This window comes from Sphingobium sp. WTD-1 (assembly GCF_030128825.1).
Lineage (GTDB): Bacteria > Pseudomonadota > Alphaproteobacteria > Sphingomonadales > Sphingomonadaceae > Sphingobium.
The window spans coordinates 3,502,946-3,527,020 of sequence record NZ_CP119127.1; the positions used below are offsets into that span (position 1 = coordinate 3,502,946).

General features: G+C 65.9%; 22 protein-coding genes. 3 read left to right on the forward strand and 19 right to left on the reverse strand.

The window, feature by feature from the left end; translation table 11 throughout:
* Positions 1-34: 34 nt before the first annotated feature.
* From N6H05_RS17315 to N6H05_RS17375, 13 genes are all read right to left on the reverse strand, one after another.
* Positions 35-1,930, reverse strand: coding sequence for an XrtA/PEP-CTERM system amidotransferase (locus N6H05_RS17315; protein ID WP_284110819.1), 1,896 nt, complete (start codon positions 1,928-1,930; stop codon positions 35-37).
* 10 nt (positions 1,931-1,940) lie between these two features.
* Positions 1,941-3,476, reverse strand: coding sequence for an exosortase A (gene xrtA / locus N6H05_RS17320; RefSeq protein ID WP_284110820.1), 1,536 nt, complete (start codon positions 3,474-3,476; stop codon positions 1,941-1,943).
* Positions 3,473-4,702 carry a TIGR03087 family PEP-CTERM/XrtA system glycosyltransferase gene (locus N6H05_RS17325; protein WP_284110822.1) on the reverse strand — a complete coding sequence of 410 codons (1,230 nt, stop codon included), beginning with the start codon at positions 4,700-4,702 and terminating at the stop codon, positions 3,473-3,475. The genes xrtA and N6H05_RS17325 overlap by 4 nt, the downstream gene beginning before the upstream one ends.
* Positions 4,699-5,772, reverse strand: a complete 1,074-nt coding sequence (locus N6H05_RS17330) for a FemAB family XrtA/PEP-CTERM system-associated protein (RefSeq protein WP_284110823.1) — start codon at positions 5,770-5,772, stop codon at positions 4,699-4,701. Before N6H05_RS17330 ends, N6H05_RS17325 begins: the two co-directional genes overlap by 4 nt.
* Before the next feature lie 60 nt (positions 5,773-5,832).
* Positions 5,833-6,903 carry a FemAB family XrtA/PEP-CTERM system-associated protein gene (locus N6H05_RS17335; protein ID WP_284110825.1) on the reverse strand — a complete coding sequence of 357 codons (1,071 nt, stop codon included), beginning with the start codon at positions 6,901-6,903 and terminating at the stop codon, positions 5,833-5,835.
* Positions 6,900-7,748, reverse strand: a complete 849-nt coding sequence (locus N6H05_RS17340) for an XrtA system polysaccharide deacetylase (RefSeq protein WP_284110826.1) — start codon at positions 7,746-7,748, stop codon at positions 6,900-6,902. The genes N6H05_RS17335 and N6H05_RS17340 overlap by 4 nt, the downstream gene beginning before the upstream one ends.
* 31 nt (positions 7,749-7,779) lie before the next feature.
* On the reverse strand, positions 7,780-9,000 hold the full coding sequence (locus tag N6H05_RS17345) for an XrtA/PEP-CTERM system-associated ATPase (RefSeq protein WP_284110828.1): 1,221 nt from the start codon (positions 8,998-9,000) through the stop codon (positions 7,780-7,782).
* A 58-nt stretch (positions 9,001-9,058) separates the two neighbouring features.
* On the reverse strand, positions 9,059-10,663 hold the full coding sequence (locus tag N6H05_RS17350) for a TonB-dependent receptor (RefSeq protein WP_284110829.1): 1,605 nt from the start codon (positions 10,661-10,663) through the stop codon (positions 9,059-9,061).
* Complete coding sequence (locus tag N6H05_RS17355) at positions 10,660-11,598, reverse strand: AAA family ATPase (protein WP_284110830.1); 939 nt, start codon at positions 11,596-11,598, stop codon at positions 10,660-10,662. Before N6H05_RS17355 ends, N6H05_RS17350 begins: the two co-directional genes overlap by 4 nt.
* Positions 11,599-11,612: 14 nt before the next feature.
* Positions 11,613-13,133 (reverse strand): XrtA system polysaccharide chain length determinant, encoded by a 1,521-nt coding sequence (locus N6H05_RS17360; protein ID WP_284110832.1) that lies wholly within the window; start codon positions 13,131-13,133, stop codon positions 11,613-11,615.
* A gap of 2 nt (positions 13,134-13,135) precedes the next feature.
* A complete protein-coding gene (locus N6H05_RS17365) occupies positions 13,136-13,780 on the reverse strand; it encodes an XrtA/PEP-CTERM system exopolysaccharide export protein (RefSeq protein WP_037507924.1) in 645 nt (214 codons plus the stop codon).
* A 130-nt stretch (positions 13,781-13,910) separates the two neighbouring features.
* Complete coding sequence (locus tag N6H05_RS17370) at positions 13,911-15,143, reverse strand: pyridoxal-dependent decarboxylase, exosortase A system-associated (protein WP_284110834.1); 1,233 nt, start codon at positions 15,141-15,143, stop codon at positions 13,911-13,913.
* Positions 15,140-16,687: an acyl-CoA ligase (AMP-forming), exosortase A system-associated gene (locus tag N6H05_RS17375; protein ID WP_284110836.1), complete on the reverse strand. Its 1,548-nt coding sequence runs from the start codon at positions 16,685-16,687 to the stop codon at positions 15,140-15,142. Before N6H05_RS17375 ends, N6H05_RS17370 begins: the two co-directional genes overlap by 4 nt.
* Positions 16,688-16,735: 48 nt before the next feature.
* Between N6H05_RS17375 and N6H05_RS17380 the strand changes: the two genes are divergently transcribed.
* A complete protein-coding gene (locus N6H05_RS17380) occupies positions 16,736-17,740 on the forward strand; it encodes a GNAT family N-acetyltransferase (protein ID WP_284110837.1) in 1,005 nt (334 codons plus the stop codon).
* A gap of 27 nt (positions 17,741-17,767) precedes the next feature.
* On the forward strand, positions 17,768-18,058 hold the full coding sequence (locus tag N6H05_RS17385) for an acyl carrier protein (RefSeq protein WP_284110839.1): 291 nt from the start codon (positions 17,768-17,770) through the stop codon (positions 18,056-18,058).
* On the opposite strand, the gene N6H05_RS17390 is transcribed toward N6H05_RS17385, so the two are convergent.
* The 3 genes from N6H05_RS17390 to trxB form a co-directional block, all read right to left on the reverse strand.
* Positions 18,055-18,888, reverse strand: a complete 834-nt coding sequence (locus tag N6H05_RS17390; RefSeq protein WP_284110840.1) for a TIGR04222 domain-containing membrane protein — start codon at positions 18,886-18,888, stop codon at positions 18,055-18,057. The two genes, N6H05_RS17385 and N6H05_RS17390, sit on opposite strands and share 4 nt — an antisense overlap.
* Positions 18,869-19,474, reverse strand: a complete 606-nt coding sequence (locus N6H05_RS17395; protein ID WP_284110841.1) for a glycine-rich domain-containing protein — start codon at positions 19,472-19,474, stop codon at positions 18,869-18,871. The genes N6H05_RS17390 and N6H05_RS17395 overlap by 20 nt, the downstream gene beginning before the upstream one ends.
* Before the next feature lie 88 nt (positions 19,475-19,562).
* Positions 19,563-20,525, reverse strand: a complete 963-nt coding sequence (gene trxB / locus N6H05_RS17400; RefSeq protein WP_284110842.1) for a thioredoxin-disulfide reductase — start codon at positions 20,523-20,525, stop codon at positions 19,563-19,565.
* Positions 20,526-20,726: 201 nt separating this feature from the next.
* On the opposite strand from trxB, the gene N6H05_RS17405 reads away from it, so the two are divergent.
* Complete coding sequence (locus N6H05_RS17405; protein WP_284110844.1) at positions 20,727-21,443, forward strand: alpha/beta fold hydrolase; 717 nt, start codon at positions 20,727-20,729, stop codon at positions 21,441-21,443.
* Positions 21,444-21,454: 11 nt separating this feature from the next.
* On the opposite strand, the gene N6H05_RS17410 is transcribed toward N6H05_RS17405, so the two are convergent.
* Genes N6H05_RS17410 through N6H05_RS17420 form a run of 3 tightly spaced genes read right to left on the reverse strand, consistent with a single transcriptional unit; the run spans position 21,455 to position 24,039 of the window.
* Positions 21,455-22,192 (reverse strand): proteasome-type protease, encoded by a 738-nt coding sequence (locus N6H05_RS17410; RefSeq protein WP_004212142.1) that lies wholly within the window; start codon positions 22,190-22,192, stop codon positions 21,455-21,457.
* 27 nt (positions 22,193-22,219) lie between these two features.
* Complete coding sequence (locus tag N6H05_RS17415) at positions 22,220-23,086, reverse strand: transglutaminase family protein (RefSeq protein ID WP_284110845.1); 867 nt, start codon at positions 23,084-23,086, stop codon at positions 22,220-22,222.
* A gap of 20 nt (positions 23,087-23,106) precedes the next feature.
* Positions 23,107-24,039, reverse strand: coding sequence for an alpha-E domain-containing protein (locus tag N6H05_RS17420; RefSeq protein ID WP_004212140.1), 933 nt, complete (start codon positions 24,037-24,039; stop codon positions 23,107-23,109).
* Between the last annotated feature and the right edge of the window lie 36 nt (positions 24,040-24,075).

Sequence of the window (24,075 nt, forward strand, 5' to 3'; positions counted from 1 at the left end):
CCGTTGGCACCGGGCGGGGCCGGTTGCAAGGGGATCACGCGCCGAACAGCCGGCCGAGCGCCTTGTCGAGCATCACCATTTGCCAGAGCAGCCGGCCATGGTCGGATATGCCGGCCTTATGGTCGGCCGCGATTTTCGCCAGCATCTTCGTGTCGAACCAGCCGGTGCGGGCAAGTGCAGAGCCGCCGGCGACCGCCGTCGCCTCACCCGCCAGCGCGCCGCGGAACCAGGCGCTGATCGGCGTCACGAAGCCCATTTTCGGGCGGTAAAGGATATCCTGCGGCAGGAAGGGCTCCATCGCCTTCTTCATGAGGTACTTGCCGCTATTGCCGCGAATGCGCTGGGCGACTGGCAGGCGCGCGGCAAATTCGACCAGCCGATGGTCGAGCAGCGGTTCGCGCGCTTCTAGGCTGACGGCCATGCTCATCCGGTCGCTCTTGGTCAGGATGTCGCCGGGCAGCCAGATGCGGATATCGGCATATTGGGCGCGGTCGAGCGGGTCGCGCGCCGGGGCATTGGCCATCGCCTTGATATAGCGATCCTCGGCGCGATAGGCGCCCAGCCGGCTCTTCATGTCCTGGCTGAAGAGACGCTGGCGCAGGGCATGGGGCGTGACCCCGACCGAGGCGGCATAGGCCTCCCCGCCGTCGCCGGCCAGTTCGAGGAAGGTCGATTTGGCGCGCAACGGGCGCGGCGCCCAGTCGGCCTTGGGATAATAGCGGCCGAGCGTGCCGAACAAGGGTTCGCGGACCGACGCGGGGATCAGGCCACGCAGCCTTTCCCCCTGCATCTGGAAGCGGTGGCGGCGATAGCCGGCGAACGCCTCGTCCGCGCCATCGCCGGACAGGGCCACCGTCACCTGCTCGCGCGCCAGTTCGCAGACCCGGTAGGTCGGCAGCGCGGAGGCATCGGCAAAGGGCTCGTCGAAATGGAAGGCCAGCGTGTCGGCCAATCCATAATCATCGGGTGATACGATGCGCGTGCGGTGATCGGTCGCGAAGCGCCGCGCGATCCGGTCGGCATAGGCGGTCTCGTCGAGGCTGGCGACATCGAAGCCGATGGTGCAGGTCTTGACCGCCTGGTTCGACGCTTCCGCCATCAGCGCGACGACGCTGCTGCTGTCGACACCGCCGGACAGGAAGGCGCCGAGCGGCACGTCGGACACCATGCGTGAGCGCACCGCCTGACGCATCAGAGCGACCAGTTCCTCCTCCAGCACCTCCGGCTTGGCCTTGCTGCGATTGGCAAAGCTGATGTCCCAGTAACGCTGGGGATTGGACAGCGGACGGCCGCGCACCAGACGCAATGTCTCGCCCGCACCCAGCTTGCGCACGCCCGCGACCATGCAGGCATCGTCGGGGACATAACCATAGGCCAGATAATCCTCGACCGCGCTCAGGTCCGGCGCGCGGCGAAGCAAAGGGTGCGCGAGCAGGCTCTTCAGTTCCGATCCGAAGATCAGGCTGCCATCCGACAGCGGGGCATAATGGAGCGGCTTTACCCCCAGCCGGTCGCGCACCAGCCAGAGCGACTGCGCGCGCGCGTCGAACAGGGCGAAGGCGAACATGCCGTTGAAGCGGCTGACGCACTCCTCGCCCCATTGGCGATAGCCATGGAGGATGACTTCGGTATCGCTGTCGGTGCGGAAGACATGGCCCTTTGCCTCCAGTTCGGCGCGGACCTCGGCGAAATTGTAGATTTCGCCGTTGAAGGTGACGACCAGGCTTTCATCCTCGGTCAGCATCGGCTGGGCGCCGCCGCCAAGATCGATGATCGACAGGCGCAGATGGCCGAGCCCTACGCCCGGTGCAGTCCAGATGCCGCTGCCGTCCGGGCCGCGATGCGGCATCACGTCCAGCATGGCGCGCACCCGCGCAGGATCGACCGGCTTGGCCGTTTCGAGATGGAAGATGCCCGCAATTCCGCACATTGTTACGGTCCTAGCCTATGCCCGCGCTGCGGTCAGCCAATTCCTTCACATTGCCCAGATCGCGCAGGAAGGCGGCGATCGCCGCATCGGAGGGATGGCCGGGATGTTCTTCGGCCGACACCAGGATCGCGACCGAGCGCGGATCGCGGCCGAGCAGCCGGGCAAGCATGGTCTGGACCTTCACCTCCGGCTTGCTGCCGGTCGGTGCGCCCTGCCCCACCACATAGAAGCTGACGACATGGCGGACGAGCGGGCCGGGACCGGTGATCTGCTCGCCGCGTGCGTCGGCGGGTGCCGGTGCGGGCGAGGACCAGGTCCATTCCTTGTCCGGATCGACAGCTCCCTGGCCGAAACCGACCAGCTCGCGCTTGTCTTCCTGCCGGTCAAAGGCGGCGACGACGAGGTCCACGACCTGTCCGTGCGCGTTGGCATAGCGGCCAGAGATGAAATGATCGGCGCCATCGAAGCGCGGTTTCCAGGGATAGGTCTGGGCGGCACTGGTGCGCGTCCAACCCGGCACCGCCGGCAGATCGATGCGCGATGGCAGCGGCCAGGCAGTGGCCGCAGTGGCCGCCAGCCAGAGCGGCGCGGCGACGATGATGCCGAGCGCGATGGCCGCCATCATGCCGGCCGGCGCCTGCCGCCGGACGAGGCGCTGCAGGGGCGCGGGATCGAACCAGGGATCGCCGGGCTTGCGATCGAAGAATGGCCAGGCGGTGGCCATCACGATGGTCATGATGATCGCGAAGAAAACCCAGCCATAGACGACATGGTCGAAGCCGACGGCGGCATCGACCGTGGTCAAATGGGCGACCAATATGGTGGCGAAGGCGCGCACGCCATTGGCCAGCACCGACAAGGTGAGCGCCCCGGCCATGAACAGGATGCGACGCGGCCAGCTTTTGAAGCAGACATTGCAGACCAGCGCGCCATAGGCGGTCATGGCGATCAGGAACTTGGCGCCCGAACAGGCCTCTGCCACCTCGAAATAGCCGGTCGGGGTGGTGATGAAGATGCCCTCCATATGGGCGGGCACGCCGGCCAGCGTCAGGAACATCATCGAGAGATGCGCCGTCACCAGCTGGAGATGCGGCACGATCTCCTCACCGAAGGGGACCATGAAGAAGGCGTAGAAGAGCGGGAAGAGCAAGGCGCGCGCCACCATCGGCCCGAGCAGTGCGATCACCGCGCCCTGAAGCATCAGGACCAGCGCGCCATGGCGAACCATCGCGACGCCCGCCGCCGCGCCGAGGAGCCAGGCAAAGGCGCCAAGGCCCAGCCAGATCAGACCCGGCGGCCAGGCGACCGGCTCCAGCTGGCGCAGGCCGGGCAGACGTTGCTGCACCAGCCAGGCGATGAGGATCGGGATGAAGAGGCAATGGCCGAAGGTGGAGGCGTTCCACCAGATCGAGACCATCGAATAGAGATCGTCGAAGAAGAGCGTCAGGATGGCCGCGGCCACCACGCCGAGCGCGGTCAGATGACCACGCCAGCCGGCAAGGCCCATGCGCGGCATGTCGGCAAGGGAACGGACGCGATCGGTCATGCGGCCTGCGGATCGGCCTTGCCCGACGCGCCGAGCAGCAGGTCGGGCAGACCGCCCAGCGTCGCCGACCAGCGATAGCGCGCCTCGACACGGCGGCGGGCGGCGAGGCCGAGCTGCGTTCCTCGCGCAGGATCGGCGAGCAGCGACAGGATCGCCTTGGCTTCGGCCGCCGGGTCATCCGCGACCAGGAAATCGCGGCCATCGACCGCATCAATGCCTTCGGCGGCCTGGGGCGAAGCGACGACCGGACGGGCCATCGCCATGGCTTCGAGCACCTTGTTCTGGATGCCCCGCGCGATACGCAGCGGCGCGACCACCAGATCGGCGGCGGCCAGCCAGCCGCGCACATCGGGCACGCCGCCGGTCACGATGACGCCCGGCAGATCGGCGAGCGCCTGCACCGGCTTCGACGGGTTGCGGCCGACAATGGCGAAGCACGCGTCGGGACGCGCGGCCTGGATGGCGGGCAGCGTCTGGCGCGCAAAACTCTCGACCGCCTCGACATTGGGGCGATAATCCATTTGGCCGGTGAAGACGATCAGCGGCCCTGCCCCCTTCTCGACGGCCGGGAAATCGGCCGCCGGGTCGAAATAGTCCAGCGCCACGCCATTTTCGAGCGCGACGATCCGGTCGACGCCAAGGCCGCAGGCATCGCGAAACAAGGCCGCTTCGGCTTCGCTGACGAAGCTGCATATGTCGGCGCGGGCCGCGACCTGCCGCTCGAAATCGAGCAGCACGCGGCCCTCGCGGCGGTTGATCCAGCCCATCGGGCCGGATCCCTGCGTCCCATAAGCGGCATATTTGGCCGAATCGAAATCGACGAAATCCATCAGGAACCGCACCCCCGCCGGCAACATGGGCACGAAATGCGCCATCTGCGCCGAATAGGCAATGACGGCGCGGATCGGCCGTTCGGCCATGACCTGCGCGACCCAGCGATGCAGGTCCGGATGATCGAACAGCGACACCAGCAGCGACTGGCCGCGCGCGAGGCCGGTCAAGCCGGCGACGATGCGCGAACGGTCGCGCATCAGCACGCACTGGCTGGCCGTCAGCTGCGCCATGTCCGGGGCAAAGCCCATGTCGCGATCATCATCGGCAAAGCAGCCGACATGGACCGGCGCGATCTGCGCCAGCCGCTGAAGCAGATGATAGGACCGGATCTTGTCGCCCCGGTCGGGCGGGAACGGGATACGATGGCAGAGGAAAAGAAGCTCGCCCGTCATCCAAGGCCCCGGGCGATATGCGGGCCGATGAGGTTGGCGACGGGCAGCGGCAGCTTCTTCCACAATTCCACCTTGCGCCGATATTGGGGCGAGAGCGGATTGACGTCACGCGTCTCCTTGCCCGGCGCGGTGCGCAGATGATAGCCGAGCGGATCGCCCTCGAACCCCCATGTCTTCTTCCAGGCGGCGGGGCCGGTGCCGACTTTCGAGCGGCCAAAGTCGAAATGGGTGAGGCCACGCTCGCGGGCCTGGCGCATCAGGGTGAAATAGAGGACTTCGTTGGAGCGCATCGCCCGTGCCTCCAACCCGGCGCCATGCCAATAGGGCATGCAGGCGCCGCCATGATAGAGGCTGATGACCGCCGACAAGGGCTTGCCGTCCTTCGATACCATGGCGATGTCCGCATCCGCCCCGAACCGGTCGAGGATGGCATCGAACAGCGCGCGCGGAAAGACCGGCGTGCCGAGATTATGGACGCTCTGGCAATAGAGGCGATAATGGATGTCCCGCAGCCGCTGGTCGCGGCCGGTCTCGAACTGGAGGTCGTTGCCGAGGCCCTTGCGGATTTCCGCGCGGTGGCGCTTGGGGATCGCCTTCAGTTCCGCCTCGTCATCGGCCGCGAGCGCGCGGGAGAAACCGAGATAGGCGTCGGCCTTGTTCTGCCATGAGGCGCCGCCGGGCGCTTCGCCGCCGCGCAGTTCCAGCGTGTCGCAGCCCAGCCTTTCCGCCTGATACCAGGCGGCATCGGCCAGCTTGGCGATCGCCTTGCGATGGGTTGCGAGGATGCCGCCATCAACCGCGAAGCCGCTGCCGACCAGCGCCTTGCCAAACAGGGCCGAGCGGATATGGGTGAGCGGCAGCACGCCGTTGATCTCGCCCGCGGGCGTGCGGGCGACCAGCATGATCGCCTTCTGGCCGGTGCCGGCCTCCACACCCATGATCCAGGCTGGTCGATGAAAGGGCGTCGAGCCCGGCTGGGCGCAGACCCAGGCATCGATTTCCGCCACGACAGCCGGATCGGACAGGCGCGCCTCTCCGACGATGACGCTCAGATCGACAATCGCATTCATCTGGTCATTCCCTCAGTACCCTGGCACCAACATAGGCCCTAAGGGCTGAATATATGGTAATCAGCCAAGGCCCCGACTGATCATCGGCCCCAGCAGATTGGCAACCGGCAGCGGCAATTTCTTCCACAGTTCGATCCGGCGCTGATATTTTTCGCTGGTCGGGCTGACGTCGCGCAACTGGCCGGTGGGCGACCAGTCATAATAGACGAGCGGCTGCGGATCGAAGCCGAAGCTCTTTTTCCATGCGGCCTGCCCGCTGCCGACCTTGGAACGGCCAAAATCGAACCGGCCGGCGCCGCGCGCGCGGCCATGGCCCATCAGGCGGTAATACATGAGTTCGTTGGACCGCAGCCGGCGCGCATCGGCGCCGCCGCCGCCCCAGAAGGGCATGACCCGGTCGCCATGATAGAGGGTCAGCACGGCCGAGACCGGGCGATCGCCATTGCGCACGATGCTGATGTCCGCATCGGCGCCAAAGGCGGCGATCACCTCGCGGAAGAGGCGCGCGGGGAAGACCGGGGTGCCGAGGTTGCGGACGCATTCGGCATAGATGCGATAATGATCGCGCAGATGCGCCGGGGAGCGGCCATGATCGACGGTCAGCGCCGGATTGGCGAGCGCCTTGCGCAGTTCGGCGCGATGCTTGCGTGGGATGGCGAGCAGTTCGGCCTCGTCATCGGCGGCAAGCGGACGGACGAAGGCGACATGCTCGCCCTCGCAAACGCGCCACCCCTCCCCCGGTGCGACACCGCCGCGCAGTTCGACCGGCACATCGCCGCGTGCCCGCGCCTCATTCTGGGCAGCAGCAGCCAGGGCGGCGATCACGGCCGGATCATCGGCCAATATGCCGCCGTCGACGGCGAAAGCCGCGGATACCAGCGCCTGACCGAACAGGCGGCTACGCACATGCTGGAGCGGCAGCAGGCCGCAAATCTGGCCCGAGGGCGCGACCGCCGCGAGCATCAGCGCCCGGTTCGCGGTCGCCCGCTCGATCGCGATCAGCCAGGCCGGGCGATGGAAGGGCGTGCTGGCGCCATGGGCCAGCACATAGGCATCGGCCACCTGCGCCTGTACCGGATCGGCAAGGTCCAGCGTGGTGATCGCCAGATCGGCCCGATTGCCCGCGATCATGCGGCGCGCGCCGCTTCCTGCGCCACCAGCGCGTCGACGCGGGTCCAGGCGAAATCCTGGGTCAGGCGGCGCAGCTTGGCGGCCATGACGGACAGATTGGTATAGTGGCGTACCCGCGAGCGCAGCGGCGCGCCGGCGACGCGCGGCTGATCCGGGTCGATTTCCCAGGGGTGGAAATAGATGATGGCGGGCCGCTGCGCCTGTCCATTCACCTGGCGGATCGCCCAGCGCGAAAAGCCATAGGGCAGCAGGCGGAAAAAGCCCCCGCCCCCGGCCGCCAGCGTGCGCTGGCCAAGCTTCGCCGTGGTCACCGGCAGTTCGAGCAGGTCTGATCCCCCCACCGGCTTCCAGGCGAAGCGCGGCGAATCGGGCCAGCCATAATGGTCATGCCGGATCGGCGCGACGCTGCTGGAATAGGCATAGCCTTCTTCCGCCAGGATCGGATGCGCCCAGGGCGTGCGCGGATCGATCGAGAAGCTGGGCGCGCGATAGCCCGACACCTTCTGCCCGCTGGCATCCTCCAGGATCGCGCGGGCCTTGCGCAGGTCGGCGCGAAACTGTTCGGGGGTGAAGGTGAAGACGCGGGCATGGTCATAGCCATGGCTGGCCACTTCATGCCCGGCTTCGGCAATGCGGCGCATCAGCGCGGGATAGCGTTCGGCGACCCAGCCCAGCGTGAAGAAGGTCGCGGTGACGCCAGCCTGCGCGAACAGGTCCAGCACCGCATCGGTGTTACGCTCGACGCGATGCGTCAGCCCCTCCCAGTCGGAACGATCGATCGTCCGCTCGAAGGCGCCGACCTGGAACCAGTCCTCGACATCGACGGACAGGGCATTGTGCATCATGATCTTGTCCCGGTTGTGCGCGCGGGCGCGATCAGGCGGCGTTGCGCTCCGGATCGGCGGCGCGTTCGTCGCGCTCGACCCAGTCGACCAGCAAGGTCAGCACGCGGCGCAGCGCCGCATCCTGTTCCTCGACACGGAATTCAAGGCCCGACAGGCGCTCCTCGATCAGGGCGAAACAGCCCTTGAGCGCTTCAGGATCAACCGTCGGCGCGGCATAGGAGGCATGGTTCTGCATCGCGCGCAGGACGGCGATCTCGGCCCGCAGCGCCTCAATCTCCTCATGCATGGCGGGCGATACGAGATCGGGTTGCGCCGGCGCCTGCCAGGCGACCGCCTGCGGAGCGGCGGCAGCGGCGACCGGTTCGGCCGGTGCGACCGGTTCCGGCGCGGTTTCGCCGGCACTATCCAGCATGGACGGCGCGATCGGGTCGGCGCTGACATCCTCGTCCACGCCCATATCCTCGATCACCGCCTGGACCGCCTGACCGTCAATCTCGGTCAGTTGCTCCAGCGCGCCCAGCAGCAGCACGCGGCTGACCAGCGCATTGATGCGGCGCGGCACGCCGCCGGTGGCGGCATAGATGGCGTCGAGCGCATCGTCGGTGAAATAGGGATTGCCGGTCCAGCCGACCAGCGTCAGGCGATGGCTGATATAGGGTTCGACCTCCTGCGGCAGCATCGGGTCGAGATGATGGGTCGCGATCACGCGCTGGCGCAGTTGCTCCAACTCGGACGAGCGGACGAGGTCGCGAAATTCGGGCTGGCCGAGCAGGAATATCTGCAGCAGCGACTGACCGCCCAACTGGAAGTTGGACAGCATGCGCAGTTCCTCGATCGCCGAAACCGGCAGGTTCTGCGCTTCGTCCACGATCAGCAGCGAGCGGCGGCCGGCGCGGGCCTGCCCCTGCAAATAAGCCTCGATCTGGCGCAATATCTGCGCCTTGGCGACGCCGTCGGTGGCCAGGCCGAAGCTCTGCGCGGCAAGGCGCAGCATGTCGTCGCCCTCGACCTGGGTCGACACGATCTTGGTCGCGGTCAGGCGCGCCGGATCGATCGTGCTCATCAAATGGCCGACCAGCGTCGTCTTGCCGGCGCCGATGTCGCCAGTGATGACGATGAAGCCCTCGCCCTGCGCCAGGCCATAGCCCAGATAGGACAGCGCTTTGCGATGCGTCGTGCTCTCGAAATAGAAATGCGGGTCCGGCGTCAGCTGGAACGGGCGCCCCTGCAATCCATAGAACTGATCGTACATCTGTCGTCTCCATCCGGCCGACCGGCGTCGTACAGACGCCCTTATAACCGGGATTCCCTTAAAAGCTGTAACGCAGGCCGACCTGGCCCATCGCGTTGATCAGCGTGTCAAAATCATCCGCCTTCGCCGCATCGACGCCAAGCGAAGCCGATGCCGTAAGCTTTCTGGTCAAACCCCTGAAATAGCTTGTGAAGGCACCATAGTTCAAGACATCGGCGCGGGCGCCGCTGGCATCGAAATAATTGATGTAGACCGCCGTATCCAACGAATCGCGATCGTTGAATGCGTAGGTGACGGTGCCATTGCCATACCAATTCTGGTCGCGGGTGCCGCTGATCAGCACGCTCTGGGTCGTCGGCGTGATGAACTTGCGGTTGGAATAGCCGCCGCCCAGGCCAAAGCCCCACGGGCCACGCCGGGTGGAATATTGGCCGGCGATGCCGCGATAGCGGAAATTGGCGCCGGTGATGCCGGCCAGCGCATCGTTGAAACATTCGCCCCCGCCGGTCGGCGAGAAGGCGCAGCCGGTGAGATCGCCGGTGAAGGGATTGCGCGGCACGATCAGGTTGGTGCCGGTGAAGGCCGCCGCATCCGCGGTGATCATCCGGCCGAAGCTTTCGATGCCGTCGAACACGGCAATGCCGACGCTGCTGTTGCGGCCCTGCCAGGTGAACTGGCCCTGATAGGACATGCCGCCATAGCGTTCGCCCACCGTCGCCTTGAGCGAGGTACGGCGATTGGGCCGCCACAGCACGCCCACATCCCAGATCAGGTCGCCGAAATCATAATAAAGTTCGCGCGGTGAACTCTTGTCGGTGACATAGCGGCCGTTGCGAATGATCGGCACGCCATCCTCGTCCAGCAAGGGCGCGCGCTGGCTGATCTCGATATCCTCATAGCCGATGCCGCCGAGCAGCGCGACCGTGGGCGAAACCGGCATGATCGCATCGACCCGGCCCCAGACATCCTCGAACCGCTGGTCGAGCTGGCTGGCATCCTCGCGGCTATAGCCTGCGCTGGCGGTCAGGCCGACCGGCAGGACCGTGCCCGGCGCGAAGCCGATGGAGCCTTTGAGGTCATGCGACCAGCTTTGTGCAAAGGAGCCATTGGCGATCGCGGCGCCGGGGGCATTCACATCGACATCGTCATCGACGCGGGCATAGCCCAGCCGATAGGAAGCCTTGATGTCGAGATCGCCGACCTTCGTGGCGTAGCTGGGCCCGATATAGCCGCCCCAGATCTGGCTGGTAAAACGGTTGTCGATCGCGGCAGCGCCCGAATAGCCGTCGGTCCGCACGCGCGAGGCGATGCCGCCAGCCTGCAGGGTGAGTTCGGGGGTCAGCTTGTAGCCGGCATTGGCGATGCCGCTCAGCACGTCGGAATCGGTCGCGTGGCCCCAGCCGAAACTGTGCATATACTGGACGTCCGCCGCGGCATTGAGCCGGCGGGTCTGGACTTCCACCGTCACGCCGGCGGTGAGATTGGTGTAGGTCACGACGTCGCCGTCGCCCTTGAGCGGCACCATCACCACCTGGTCGATACCCAGATAAGGCGTGACATCAACCTTCCTGGTGGACGCAGGCGTACCTTGCGCCAGCGCCGGGGCGCTGACACTGGCAAGCACCAGCAACGAGGTGCCGGCGATCAGGCCGCGCGCGGTCATCCCGCCTCCCCCTTGCCATAATAGGAACCGAAGCGACGGGCGCCGCCGGTATAGCGGACGGCATTGAGCAGCAACTGGACCTGCGCCCCGCCCTTCAGCAGTGCAGCCGCCTCCCGCAGCGCGCTTTCCGACGTCTTGTCGGCCCGCACGACCAGCAGCGCGACCGCGACATGGCTGGCCAGCACGGCGGCGGGCGAGGCCGCGAGCAAGGGTGGGGAATCGAACACGATGATGCGATCGGGCCGCCCCTCGGTCAGCCGCTGCAGCAGCATCTCGGTGCGCGCCGAGGCGAGATATTCGGTGTCGGCATGGCTGCGCTGCCCCGCCGGCAGGACGGACAGCGAGGGAATGTCGGTGCGCAGCACGCAATCCTCGATCGCGACCAGCGGATCGGCGAGCGCGTCCATCAGCCCCGGTCCGGGCTGCAACCCCAGCGTTTCGGGGATGCCCGGATTGCCGAAATCGGCATCGACCAGCAAAATCTCGCGATCCTGTTCGGCCGCCAGGCTGAGCGCCAGATTGATCGCGCAGAAGGTCTTCCCCTCGCCGCTATGGGGCGAACACAGGAGGATGCGGTTGCCGCGCGGATTGTCCTGAAGATGGGTCAGCAGCCCGCGCTTGAGCAGGCGGAACTCCTCGCTCATCGCAGTGACCGGCGCACCGGGCACCAGGAAACCGGCTTCGGTCAGCCGGGCGCGATCGACCGGCTGGGCCGGGCTGGTCCAGGCCTGCGCGCGGAAGATCGGCGCTTCGCCGGACGCGACCGGGGCCGACGCCGGCGGCGCGGGATCGAACATCGGCGGCGGTGGCGGCGCATCGGCCGGCACATCGACGGCCGGTGCTGCGCGTCCACGCAGGGCCGCCTGGAAATCGAAAATCTCGGTGGCGCGTTCGATCAGCGAGCCGCGGCCCTTGATGGGGCTATGCTGGTTCATGGGATCAGGCTCCTTCACGCCGTACCGCGCTGGATGAATTCGACGACGATCAACAACAGACACAGGGCCGCCAGGCCGCCGCTGGCGCCCGCAAACCATTTCATCCGCTGCTTGTCGAGAGCGACCTGGGCCGTGCTGGCGACTTGGGTGATCGACCCGGCGACCGGAATGCCCACCGCCCGTTCCAGACGGGCGGCCGTCGGGAAGGTACCCTTGAGCTGGCCGATCGCGAAAGCGACGCCAATGCCGGCGCCGATGCCGAGGATCAGCACGCCAAGCAGCAGCAGCGGCCGGTTGGGTGCCGCCGGCGCCGTCGGCAGGCTGGCGGGTTGAAGCACGCTGAACTGCACCGCGCCGGTTTCGGTCTTCACGTCGCCGCGCAAGCGGATTTCCTCGCGGTCGGCGAGCAGCTTGTCATATTGGGTCTGGAGCGCGGCATAGTCGCGATCCAACTTTTCCTGTTCGGACGCCACGCCCGGTTCATCGATCTGATGCGCGGTCATGGTGTTGAGATCGGCCTGAAGCTGCGCCTTGCGGGTCGACAGCGCCTGCACGGTGGCGGCGCGCTCCGCCTGCATCGACTTGATCGACAGATAGGCGGGATTGGGCGTGCCGGCAGCGGCCGCGCCACTGGCGCCACCCTGGCGACGCAGATTGTCGACCTGGCGCTGGGCGGCGATGACGTCGGGATGGCTGGCGGTCCAGCCGCGCGCGCGCATGGCGGCGAGTTCGGCCTGCGCCTGGGCCAGCGGCGATGCACCGCCGCCAACCGCCACGCCCGGCAGGGTCGCCGGGGTGCCGGCCAACTGGCCGTTCATCGCGCTGAGCGCGCTCTGCGCCTGCACCAGTTGGGAATCGATATTGTTGATTTCCAGACGGGCCGCATCCATGCGTTGGCTGATCGTGCCGGCGCCCGGCAGCACGCCGGCATAGCGCTGGGCAAATTCGACGCGCCGCTTGTCGGCCGCTTCGAGTTGCTTGCCGCGACCGGCGATCTGCTGGTCGAGGAAGGCCAGGCTCTGGCGGGTTTCAGTGCGACCGCCGGTCAGATTCTGTTCCTGGAAGATATCGATCAGCTTCTGCACCACCTGCTGGGCGATGCGGGCATTGGCGCCATCCGACAGGCCGCTGTCGGCCGAGGTCGCGCTGATGTCGATCATGCTGGGGTCCGCCTGGGCGAGCACAGTGATATGTTCGCGCAGGGTGGTGATCTTGCCCGCCACGTCGCGCGGCCCGGAAATGGTCTGGGCAAGGTCCGTGCCGCGCACGACCTTTTCGAGATTTTCCGCGCTCAGCAGCGTCTGGCGCACCCGGTCGAGATCCTGCTGGGACTGGACCTGGGTGATGCCGATCTTGTCCTCCAGCAGCGACTGGGTGTTCACATAGACCCGCGCCTTGGATTCATAGCCATTGGGGATGAGCGACACGCCCAGCCAGCCCAGCATGCACACGCCCCAGGCCACAGCCAGCGCGATCCAGCGCCGGCTCCATATGCCGTGGAGGAGGACCAGCAGCTCGTCGTACAGACCCGCCATGATCAGAACATGCTTTCCGGAATGATGATGACGTCGCCGGGCGCCAGCATGACATTGGCCTTGGTGTCGCCCTTCTTGAGCAGGTCGCCGATGCGGACCTGATATTCCTTCTGCTTGCCGCTGGCCTTGTCGAAGCGGACCAGCCGGGCGCGATTGCCGGACGCATATTCGCTGAGACCACCGACCGAGATCATGGCGTCAAGCAACGTCATGTTCGCGCGATAGGGGATGGAGGCCGGCTTTTCGGTCGCGCCGACGATCCGCACCTGCTGGCTGTAGGTGCCGGAGAAATTGTCGACGATCACCGATACCAGCGGATTTTCGATATATTGCGACAACGCCAGCTTGATGTCGTCCGACAGCATCTTGGGCGTCTTGCCGACAGCCGGCATATCGGTGATCAGCGGCGTGGTGATGCGGCCATCGGGACGGACCTGCACCTTGGCGCCCAGTTCCGGGTTGCGCCAGACGAAGATGGTCAGGTTATCGAGCGGGCCGATGATATATTCCTCGCCCGGCCCTTCCTGGGTCGCGACGAAGGATGCGGGGGGAAGCTGCGGCGCGGAGCTGGTCGAAGCGCAGCCCGACAGGGCCACCGCAGGCAGCGACGCGCCGATCAGGAGCCTGGAAATCCGCTGGAAACGCATAAAATTCACCCCTTCATACCATCATAGCCGACAGGCGACCAACAGAATTGGTCGCGCGCAGGCCCATGGCTTCATCCTTGTCTTGCCGGAAAAGGGTAAAGATAGGGTTAGGCCTGCTGTCGGACATGGATCAGCCAAGTAATAGTTCGCGAGGACTTGGGTGGCCAAGAAAGGCCGCAGGACTGGCCGATGCGCCATAGGCACCGGCAAGGAAGATCGCGATGAAATCGCCGACATCGACTGGCGGCAGCGCGACTTTCTCGCCCAGCCGGTCGATCGGCGTGCAGAGGCAGCCGACGACATTGACCGGCTGAGTGGTCGGTTCGCGCCCGAAGCGGTTGGCCACCGCGATCGGATAGTTTCGCCGCACGACTGTGCCGAAATTGCCGCTGGCCGCCAGTTGATGGTGCAGGCCGCCATCCACGACGACGAAAGTCTCGCCCTGGCTCTGCTTCACATCGACCACACGAGTCAGATAGATGCCCGCCTCCCCGACCAGCCAGCGGCCCAGTTCGATCGCGAATGCGCTGTCGCTCAGGATATCGGGCAGCGCGTTGAGCGCGGTGTCGAGCGCGACGCCGATCGGCCGGATGTCCAGCCGCTCGTCACCGGGGAAATAGGGAATGCCAAAACCGCCGCCGAGATTGACCAGAGGCGGTGCGGCGCCGACGGCATCGGACAGGCGCGCCGCCAGATCGATCGTCGCCGCCTGGGTTTCGATGATAGCCATCGGATCGAGCGCCTGACTGCCCGCGAAAATATGCCAGCCGCGCCAGTCCGCGCCGCCAGCGATCATTGTCCGCGCCAGCGCGGCCGCGCGATCGGCGTCGACGCCGAACGGCTTGGCGCCGCCGCCCATGCGCATGCCCGACCCTTTGAGGTCGAAATCCGGGTTCACCCGCACGGCGAGGCGCGGCACCTTCCCCAGACGCTCCGCCACGGTCAGCGCGCGCTCGCCCTCCCCCTCGGACTCCAGGTTGATGGTGATGCCGGCATGGATGGCGACTTCCAGTTCGTCATTGCGCTTGCCCGGCCCGGCAAAACTGATCCGCGCCGGGTCCATGCCGGCCTCCAGCGCCATCGCCAGTTCTCCGCCTGAGGCAATGTCGAACCCGTCGACCAGCCCCGCCATGCGCGCCAGCAGCGGCGCGTAGGGATTGGCCTTGATCGCATAATGCAGGTCGATCCGCTTGGGGATCGCCTCGCGGAAGCGGCGGACCTGCGCCTCAATGATGCCCATGTCATAGACGAACAGCGGCGTGTCGCCTGCTTCGTCAACCAGGCTCGCCGCACCGCAGCCGCCGATCAGCAGCATGCCTTCTTCCTCGGCGAACCAGGCGGGGATAGGGCCCATGGGCTTCATGACGCATACTCCTTGGCCAGCGCGACTCGATCGATCTTGCCATTGGGGTTACGTGGGAACTGTGCAAGCACTAGCGTCTCGCGCGGCTGCATGAAATTGGGCAGTTCGGCCTTCAGATGGGCAGCAACAGCCGCGGATATCTCGGGGTCGGCGGCGCGCAGCAGCAGCAGCACCGCCTGCCCCAGCCGCTCATCCTTGACACCAAGAGCGACAGCCTCCGCCACGCCGGGAACGGCAACCGCCGCCTCCTCGATCTCGGTCGGGCTGATGCGATTGCCGGCCGACTTGATCATCGCATCGTCGCGGCCGACGAAATAGAGCAGGCCATCCGCGTCGCGGCGGACCGTATCGCCAGACCATACGGCGGTGCCGCCGTGGCGCGCGGCGGACGGCGCCGGCTTGAAGCGCTCGGCGGTTCGCGCCGCATCCTGCCAATAGCCCTGCGCCACCAGCGGGCCGGCATGGACCAGTTCGCCCGGCTCGTCATCCTCGGCCAGCGTGCCGTCGGGGCGGACCACCAATATCTCGGCAAAGGGGATGGCAGACCCCATCGAATCCGGGTGACTGTCAACCAGAGCAGGCGACAAATAGGTGGAGCGGAAGGCTTCCGTCAGGCCATACATGGGATAGAGATCGGCCTGCCGGAACAGCACACGCAGCCGCGCGACCAGCGGCCGGGTCAGCGCCCCGCCACTATTGGTCAGGCGCCGGAGCTTGGCTGCGATCTCCGCCGGCCAGTCCAGTTCGGTGAGTTGCACCCAAAGCGGCGGCACCCCGGCCAGGGTGGTGATATCCCAGCGATCGACCGCCTTCACCACGTCGCGCGGGGTCAGATAGTCGAGCGGATAGGCGCAGCCGCCCGCATACCAGGTGGAAAGCAGCTGGTTCTGGCCATAGTCGAAACTGAAGGGCAGCACGCACAGCGTCCGGTCCTCCGGCGTCAACCCCAGATAATGGGCCACCGACACCGCGCCGAGCCAGAGATTGGCGTGGCTGAGCATCACCCCCTTGGGCCGGCCGGTCGATCCGCTGGTATAGAGGATGGCGGCCAGAGCATCGGGCGCGGCATCGGACGGCGGCAATGCCGCCCCGCCGCTCATCCCCGCCGCCGCATCATCCTCGCGATGGAGATGACAGCCGGCTGGGACATCGCCGGGTGCCAGCGTCGACAGGCGGCTGGCCGTGCCGATCAGCAGCGCCGCGCCGCTATCGGCCAGGATATGGGCGACCTGCGCATGTTTGAGCAGCGGATTGATGGGGACATGAACAAGCCCCGCGCGCGGCGCGGCGAGCGGCATCAGCGCCGCGACCGGCCCCTTGGCCACCCAGCTCGCGACCCGCGCGCCGGGCGCGAGCCCAAAGCCCGCCAGCCATCCGGCGAGACGACCAAGCGCCTGTTCCAGTCCGGCATAGTCCTGCGCGCCCGATCGCCCCGCCAGCGCCGGCCGTTCCGGATCGCCACGCAGCAGCAGATGGTCTATCGGCTGCACATCGGCATCGTCGATTGGCGCCTTGGAAGCCAACAGGGGGTCGCTTAACGTCATGTCCAGATTTAGGTCCTAAGGGCAGCTAAGGTGCCGGGAGATAATAGGTTGCTAGTCCCAAGGGAATATCGGACGCTGTCGGAAGTGCGGTCGGCGATCGGCGGCCGGATGGACCGCGCCCATATCGACAGCCTGTTCGACCGGCTGGACTGGTTTGAAACATTGCACCCCCTTTGCCTTGGCGACACCCCGCTCAGGGTGTTCCAACAGAAAGAGGACGCCTGCGAGGCCTGGTTGTTCCTTCTCGCGCCCTCGGCTCGTCACCTGACCGCCCTTGCCAATTGGTATAGTTTCGCCTGGAGCCCGATTTTCCTGGGGTCGCCGGACGCGCGGCAACAGGCCCGGCTGCTGGAGAATATCGCCCGCCATCTGCTGCGCGAACAGGCGCAGATCAACCTCTATCCGCTCGCCCTGCCCGACCCGCTGGTCGATGCCTTTCGCCGCGCCGGCTGGTTCGCGGTGCAACGACCCATGGGCGGTCGCTACCTGCTGCATGTCGATGGCCGGGATTTCGCCAGCTATTGGGCGCTGCGCCCCGGCCGATTGCGCAACCAGGTGCGGCGCAAGGCCCGGCAGGGCCGTTACGACCTCCGCATCCATGACAAACTGACCGATACGCTGTGGCAGGATTATGTCGATGTGCAGGCGCATAGCTGGAAGGCGCCCGAGCCGGGCCTCAACTTCCTGCGCGTCCTGGCGCAGCGGGAAAGCGATGCCGGCACCTTGCGGCTGGGCTTTGCCCGGCTGGACGGCCGCGCCGTGGCGACCCAATTATGGACGGTGGAGCATGGCACGGCGCTGATCCACAAGCTGGCCCATGACAGCGCCCAGGACGAAGGATCGCCCGGCACCTTGCTGAGCCATGCGATGTTCGCCCATGCCATCGACCATGATCGGGTCGCGACGATCGATTATGGCACCGGTGACAATGGCTATAAGCGCGAGTGGATGGACGAGCGCATTCCCCTCCATCAGATCGACCTGTTCAATCCGCGCCGCGCATCCAGCTGGATTCCCGCCGCGCGCACCTGCATTTCCGCGCTTGTCGGATAGGCGGCGAGCCATTAGATAGCCGCCATCATGCGGGCGCAATCCACTCAGCCGGTCGACCGGACAGACGATATCGAAACCCTGGTGCGGGCGCTGCTGCGCGACGTGCTGAGCCTGTCGCAGGAGCGGGCCGATGCGTTCGAGGCCGACACGCCGCTGTTCGGCGCCCTGCCCGAGCTGGACTCGATGGCCGTCGCCGGCCTGCTCACCGAAATGGAAGATCGCTTCGACATCCTGATCGACGATGAGGATATCGACGGCGACACGTTCGAGACCTTCGGCACGCTGGTTGCCTTCCTGCGCGCCAAGCTGGGCGCTTAATCGCCACCACCGCCGCAACCGCCGCACCCTCCCCCACCGCAGCCACCTCCATCCGACGACGAGTCGGTGCTGCCGCCGCCATCCGATCCGCTTGTCCGACGCAGTTCATGATAGCTCGCCCAGCTTGAGCCGACGAACACCGTCGTTCCAAACAGGGCGACGGCCAACGCCATCTCCTCAGTCACCGGCGCGCGCTGCAGCCGCTCCGCTTTGGCACGCGCCGCCTGCAGTGTAGCAATGCCTTCGCGCGTGTGCTGGTCGACAATGGCGAAGCGAATGACGGCGCAGACCAGCGTGAAGATCAGAAAGATGACGAGGATGCCGACCGGCTTGTCGCGGGCCAGGCCGATCTGCCATTTGATCGCACCGAACAGCAACAGCGCTGCGAAAGGCAAGGTAGCCAGCAGGCGCAGGTGCAGCACCTCAGCCGCTTCCATCATCGCACCCTTGCGCTCTAGCGTAGCGCGAACAGGCTGCGCATAGTCGATGATCTCGGACCTGATGCGCCCCCAGCCGACCGGCCCCGGCAAAGCCAGCAGGCGCATTTCGGCGGCGGTACGCCCCTGCCCCGGATGTCGGGCGACCAGCTTGCGCCCGTCCTGGAGCGACATGCGTCCATCGGTCAGCAGCCGGGCTACCACGGTATCGACGAAGCGGACTGGTCCACCGGCCAGATAGGCCAGTTCATCCGGATCGGTCAGCCTGTGCCAGTGCCCCTGCGGGCGCAGGCCATGCGGGATGCTGAGGGACGCAATGAGCGCCAGCACGAAAAGGCCGGCATAAAGAGCAAGGAAGGGGCCGCCGGTCCAATCAAAAGGGCCAAGGGGCATGATGAAACGCCTTTCCGGTCCAGAGAAGGATAAGAAACAGGGCGAGGAGCACCGCCAGCCAGAAGGCAGGGCGGAGGACGGATCGCGACAGGATGAGGGCGTCGCGCGGATGGACGCGCCTGGCCCTTGGATCATCCAGCAGGCGCTGCGCCGCGCCGGGCCAGATGTCAGCCGGAGGACTGACGCCGAAGACCTGCTCATAGCGGCGAAGGGTGCGGGCATATTGATTGAAGAATCGGCCCTGCTCCACCGGCCCACCCTTCGTCGGCTCATGATGGAGGGGTCGACCCAATATCTGGGGGCAGAAGCGCTCCCAATAGTCGCGCGTATAGGTGAGGTGGAGGTGCCAGGCCTGGTCGACCGCGTCGGATGGGGTCTGCTGATCCGTGCCGGTCACGACCAGAAAGCAGAAGCGCTTATATTCCTCCACGACCCGCGCCGCATAGGCGACGGCCCAGCCATTTTCGCGCGCCAGTCGCGCCGTGAAGGAAAAAGCCGCGTCGGGCGGACCTATCTCATAGCCTGAGAGGGCTGCCCAAATTACATGGTCCTTTGGCGGACCGTAGAGACGGATGACGCCTTGCATCTGGCTTCTCTACTAACATAATAGAGTATCAGACACAAGGCATCCAACGCGCGCGATAGCCGGGCGCAAACGATCCCGCGCTGGCAGCTTATGCTTCGGCCAGCTGCTCGAAGTCGGCTTCGGCGAGGAATCGTTCGACGTCGAGGGCGGCCATGCAGCCCATGCCGGCTGCGGTCACCGCCTGGCGATAGATCTTGTCGGTCACGTCGCCGGCCGCGAAGACACCTGGAATGGCGGTGTGGGTCGTGCCCTTCTCCACCACGATATAGCCTTCGTCGAGCGGCAGCTTGCCGTCGAACAATTCGGTCGCGGGGTGATGGCCGATCGCGACGAAGCCGCCATCGGTCGGCACATGCGACTTCTCGCCGGTGACCGTGTCGATCAGGTCGACGCCGACCAGACCTTCGGGCGTACCGCCACCGACGAACTTGTCGACCGCCTTGTTCCACAGCACCTTGATGTTGGGATGGGCGTGCAAGCGCTGCTGCAGGATCTTTTCCGCGCGCAGCGAGTCGCGGCGGTGGATCAGGGTCACGTCATGGCTGTGGTTGGTGAGGTAGAGTGCTTCCTCGACCGCGGTGTTGCCGCCGCCGATGACCACGACCTTCTTGCCGCGATAGAAGAAGCCGTCGCAAGTGGCGCAGGCGCTCACGCCCTTGCCCTGCAGATGCTCCTCGCCCTCGACGCCCAGCCACTTGGCCTGGGCACCGGTGCAGATCACCAGCGTGTCGGCGACATAGAGGGTGCCGCTGTCCCCCTTCAGCTTGAAGGGCCGTTCAGACAAGTCGACGTCGACGATCTGGTCATACATCATCTGCGCGCCGACATGTTCGGCCTGGGCCTGCATCTGCTCCATCAGCCACGGCCCCTGGATCACATCCTTGAAGCCCGGATAATTTTCGACGTCGGTGGTGATGGTCAGCTGGCCGCCCGGCTGCATGCCCTGCACCACGATCGGCGCCAGGCCCGCGCGCGCGCCATAGATGGCGGCGGACAGGCCGGCCGGGCCGGAACCGAGAATGAGCATGCGGGTGGAGTGGGTGGCGGTCATCGATAATTCCAGCTGCGATTCGTGTGGCCGCCAGAGATAGGCCCTGCCAGCCCCCGCGCAAGCAGGAGTTGGGCAGGAGATTTGCTTGGGACGACCAAAGCTTGAACCGCAGCATCGCCGAGGCGTTGCACAAGCCGCGTTGCCTTATGATCCACAATATATCACAAATGACGGGTGGAGATGGAATGGGAGAGACGGAGCATGGCGACATTCGTGCTGGTGCATGGCGGGGGACATGGCGGCTGGTGCTATCAGAAGGTCGCCCGGCGGCTGCGCGCGGCGGGGCATGAGGTGCATTGCCCGACGCTGACGGGCCTTGGCGAGCGCGCCCATCTGCTCAACGCCGACATCGATCTCGACACGCATATCCAGGATGTGGTGGCGCTGATGACGTTCGAGGGGCTGGAGGATGTCATTCTGGTCGGCCACAGCTATGGCGGGATGGTGATTACCGGCGTCGCCGATCGCGCGGCCGAGCGCATCCGCGAACTGGTTTATCTGGATGCCGCCCATCCCAGGGGCGGCGAATCCCTAGAGATATTGGCGCCAGCCCAGATGGAGCCGACCCGCGCCATGGGCCGCACGGTCGACGGGATCGAACTGGTGATGTGGCCCTTCCCCGGCATGGCGGGCTTCTTCGGCATCACCGATCCGGCCGATGTCGCCTGGACCGAGGCGCGGCTTACGCCGCATCCCTGGAAATGTTTCGGCCAGCCGCTACGGCTGGAAAATGGCGATGCGGCGTTTCGCCTGCCGCGCACCAATATCAATTGCACCCATGCGTTGCAGAACAGCCCGGAGGAGGCCCGCGCCCGCCAGCTGGAAGGCCATCGCAATTTCGAGATCGATACCGGCCATGACCTGATGGTCACCGAGCCGGAGGCGGTCGCGACCATGTTGCTGGAGGTGGCGGGTTAGGCCCCCTTCCCTTAATCCAGGACGTTGGGCAGATCCTCGAACCCCTTGCGCAGGGCGGCAGACCAGCCCTGCGAGATCATCGCAAATTCCTCATTGTCCGCCTCGATCCGGGTGCGGACGCGGAAGTCGAACGTGTCGGTCTCGATCACGGTAAGGTCCAGCGGCATGCCAACCGACAGGTTGGACCGCAGGGTCGAATCCATCGACACCAGCACCGCCTTGGTCGCATCCTCCAGGCTCGTCTCGCGCTGGATGATGCGGTCGAGGATCGGCTTGCCATATTTATGCTCGCCGATCTGGAAGAAGGGCGTGTCCTCGGTCGCCTCGATGAAATTGCCGGCCGAATAGATGAGATAGAGGCGCGGCTTGCCGCCCTTGCGCTGGCCCGCGATCATGATCGAGGCGCTGGCGGCCGATCCGTCCATGGCGATGCTCTCACGGTAGCGGCCCTGCATGGTGCGCATCGCGTCACCCACCAGTTGCGCCGCGCGGTGCATCGTGTCGCAATTGAGGATGGTTTCGACCTCGGGATCGCTCTCCGCCTCGCGGATCGCGCGCGACAGCATCGTCTTCACCCCCTGGGTGATCGACAGATTGCCCGAACAGAGCAAGGTGATCGCCCGTTCACCTTCGACATGATAGGTGAAGCTTTTCCGGAAGCGAGCAATATTGTCCATGCCCGCATTGGTCCGGGTGTCCGACAGCATGACCAGCCCCTGGTCCACGCGTACCGCCACACAATAGGTCATCGCCCCGAAGTCCTGCTTATCTCTACCCTAGGAGCGAGGCGTGGGCGTGCTCTGCTGTTGCTGGCGTTGCAATTGCCGTTCCTCGACTCCGTCTTCCGCCTGCGCGATCCGGACATCGGCGTCAATGCTGATATCGCCCGCGACCGTAACGGAGCCCCGTATCGGGGCAGCTTCGTCGGCATCAAGGCCACTGGCCAGGCGCAGATAGCGTTCGGTGACGCAGACGCGGTTGGACGGATCGAAGCCGACCCAGCCCAGCCCCGGCACCAGCGCTTCGGCCCAGCCATGGGTTTCGTGCAGCAGATCGCCCTCGGATGCGAGCAGATAGCCCGAAACATAGCGGGCCGGGACGCCCAGCAGGCGCGCACCAGCCAGGAATATCTGGGCATGATCCTGGCACACGCCAGCCCCCAGCGCGAAGGCCTGCGCCGCGGTCGTGTCGGCGCCGGTCACGCCCGGCCGATACTGGACGGCATCGCTGATCGCGGCCGACAGGGCATGGAGTTGCGCCAGCGGCCCGTCGCCCTTGGGAAGAGCGGCGACCATGGCGCGGATCGCGTCGGATGCCCTGGTCAGCGCCGTGTCGCGCAGGAAATAGCGGGCATCGACCCGGCATTGCGGCAGGCCGCCAATGCCATGGGTCTCGCGCGTCTCGACCAGCCCCTCGGCAACGATCACCGCCTCGTTCAGGCTATCATGGCGGACCCACACAGCCTCCATCTCGCCATAGCTGTTGGGACGAAAATTGGTCAGCGCCTCGCCATTGATGCTGACCTGCCAGTCATGGACTTTCTGGCCCGGCGTATCGACCGGCACCAGCTTCAGCCGCATCGCAACGCGGCCGGCCGAGGCGGGATAGCCATAGACGGTCTGGTGACGGACGAGCAATTTCATGGCGCGCTTCCCCTCCCCCTTCAGCCGAAATGATAGGTTTCGGCGATTTCGACGCCGAGCCGGTTGCTCATCATCAGGCTGTACTGCACCGTTTCATGCAGGCCACGGCGGAAAATCTCGCCGGCGTCCAGTTCCTCCAGTTCGCTCACCAGCTGCTTCACCGTGTCATGACAGGTGCCGCGCGCATTGTGCCAGCCGGCCAGCCGGTTAAGCCGATAGGCAAGTTGATCGCAGCAATAGGCGACGCTGCGCGGGAACAGCCGGTTGAGCATCAGGAAGTCGGTGATCTGCCAGGGCGTGTAGGTGCCGCCATAGACATGATGATAGGCGCGCGCGCCCGACAGCGCATAAAGCACCGACGTCCATTGATAATGATCGCGATTGCCGCCGATCACCTCGGTCTCGGGCAGCAGCACATAATATTTCACATCGAGCAGCCGCAGCGTCATCTGCGCCCGTTCGAGCGCCGATCCGCAGCGCAGGAAATCATGGCCTTCATTGCGCAGCTGGCCCGAATGGGCCGCGCCGCGGAAGGTCATGACGCGGGTCTTCACCCAATCGATCAGGGCCGGTAGCTGCGCCTTGGCCTCGGCCACGTCATAGCTGTCGAGCTTGCGCCAGCCGTCGTTGAGCGCCTCCCACATGTCCTGGGTCAGCATGGTGCGCGCCGACTTGGCATTGGCACGGGCCTTGAGCAGGCAGGAGCGGATAGAGCTGGGATTGTCGGCGTCCAGCATCAGGAAGGACACGACATCGCTTTCCGTCACCGGCACGCCGTCCGGGAACTGATGCCCGGCACCGGTTGCGCGCACGACCGATCGCCATTCGTCGCGATGATGCGCACCCGGCAGGATCGCCATGCGCTGTCCCATCGACAGCAGCCGGGCGGTGGCTTCGGCGCGCTCCATATAGCGCGCCATCCAGAAGAGATTTTCGGCGGTCCGGCTCAGCATGTCTTGGCTCTTTTCACCGTGGGGGCCGGCGTCGTT

What these genes read in the sequence shown, in the direction of transcription:
- N6H05_RS17345 (WP_284110828.1), bottom strand. Translation starts at nt 9,000, where the DNA reads ATGTACGATCAGTTCTATGGATTGCAGGGGCGCCCGTTCCAGCTGACG.
- trxB (WP_284110842.1), bottom strand. Translation starts at nt 20,525, where the DNA reads ATGACCGCCACCCACTCCACCCGCATGCTCATTCTCGGTTCCGGCCCG.
- N6H05_RS17405 (WP_284110844.1), top strand. Translation starts at nt 20,727, where the DNA reads ATGGCGACATTCGTGCTGGTGCATGGCGGGGGACATGGCGGCTGGTGC.
- N6H05_RS17370 (WP_284110834.1), bottom strand. Translation starts at nt 15,143, where the DNA reads ATGAAGCCCATGGGCCCTATCCCCGCCTGGTTCGCCGAGGAAGAAGGC.
- N6H05_RS17365 (WP_037507924.1), bottom strand. Translation starts at nt 13,780, where the DNA reads ATGCGTTTCCAGCGGATTTCCAGGCTCCTGATCGGCGCGTCGCTGCCT.
- N6H05_RS17360 (WP_284110832.1), bottom strand. Translation starts at nt 13,133, where the DNA reads ATGGCGGGTCTGTACGACGAGCTGCTGGTCCTCCTCCACGGCATATGG.
- N6H05_RS17375 (WP_284110836.1), bottom strand. Translation starts at nt 16,687, where the DNA reads ATGACGTTAAGCGACCCCCTGTTGGCTTCCAAGGCGCCAATCGACGAT.
- N6H05_RS17350 (WP_284110829.1), bottom strand. Translation starts at nt 10,663, where the DNA reads ATGACCGCGCGCGGCCTGATCGCCGGCACCTCGTTGCTGGTGCTTGCC.
- N6H05_RS17340 (WP_284110826.1), bottom strand. Translation starts at nt 7,748, where the DNA reads ATGATGCACAATGCCCTGTCCGTCGATGTCGAGGACTGGTTCCAGGTC.
- N6H05_RS17335 (WP_284110825.1), bottom strand. Translation starts at nt 6,903, where the DNA reads ATGATCGCGGGCAATCGGGCCGATCTGGCGATCACCACGCTGGACCTT.
- N6H05_RS17315 (WP_284110819.1), bottom strand. Translation starts at nt 1,930, where the DNA reads ATGTGCGGAATTGCGGGCATCTTCCATCTCGAAACGGCCAAGCCGGTC.
- N6H05_RS17385 (WP_284110839.1), top strand. Translation starts at nt 17,768, where the DNA reads ATGCGGGCGCAATCCACTCAGCCGGTCGACCGGACAGACGATATCGAA.
- N6H05_RS17415 (WP_284110845.1), bottom strand. Translation starts at nt 23,086, where the DNA reads ATGAAATTGCTCGTCCGTCACCAGACCGTCTATGGCTATCCCGCCTCG.
- N6H05_RS17330 (WP_284110823.1), bottom strand. Translation starts at nt 5,772, where the DNA reads ATGAATGCGATTGTCGATCTGAGCGTCATCGTCGGAGAGGCGCGCCTG.
- N6H05_RS17410 (WP_004212142.1), bottom strand. Translation starts at nt 22,192, where the DNA reads ATGACCTATTGTGTGGCGGTACGCGTGGACCAGGGGCTGGTCATGCTG.
- xrtA (WP_284110820.1), bottom strand. Translation starts at nt 3,476, where the DNA reads ATGACCGATCGCGTCCGTTCCCTTGCCGACATGCCGCGCATGGGCCTT.
- N6H05_RS17325 (WP_284110822.1), bottom strand. Translation starts at nt 4,702, where the DNA reads ATGACGGGCGAGCTTCTTTTCCTCTGCCATCGTATCCCGTTCCCGCCC.
- N6H05_RS17395 (WP_284110841.1), bottom strand. Translation starts at nt 19,474, where the DNA reads ATGCAAGGCGTCATCCGTCTCTACGGTCCGCCAAAGGACCATGTAATT.
- N6H05_RS17420 (WP_004212140.1), bottom strand. Translation starts at nt 24,039, where the DNA reads ATGCTGAGCCGGACCGCCGAAAATCTCTTCTGGATGGCGCGCTATATG.
- N6H05_RS17355 (WP_284110830.1), bottom strand. Translation starts at nt 11,598, where the DNA reads ATGAACCAGCATAGCCCCATCAAGGGCCGCGGCTCGCTGATCGAACGC.
- N6H05_RS17390 (WP_284110840.1), bottom strand. Translation starts at nt 18,888, where the DNA reads ATGCCCCTTGGCCCTTTTGATTGGACCGGCGGCCCCTTCCTTGCTCTT.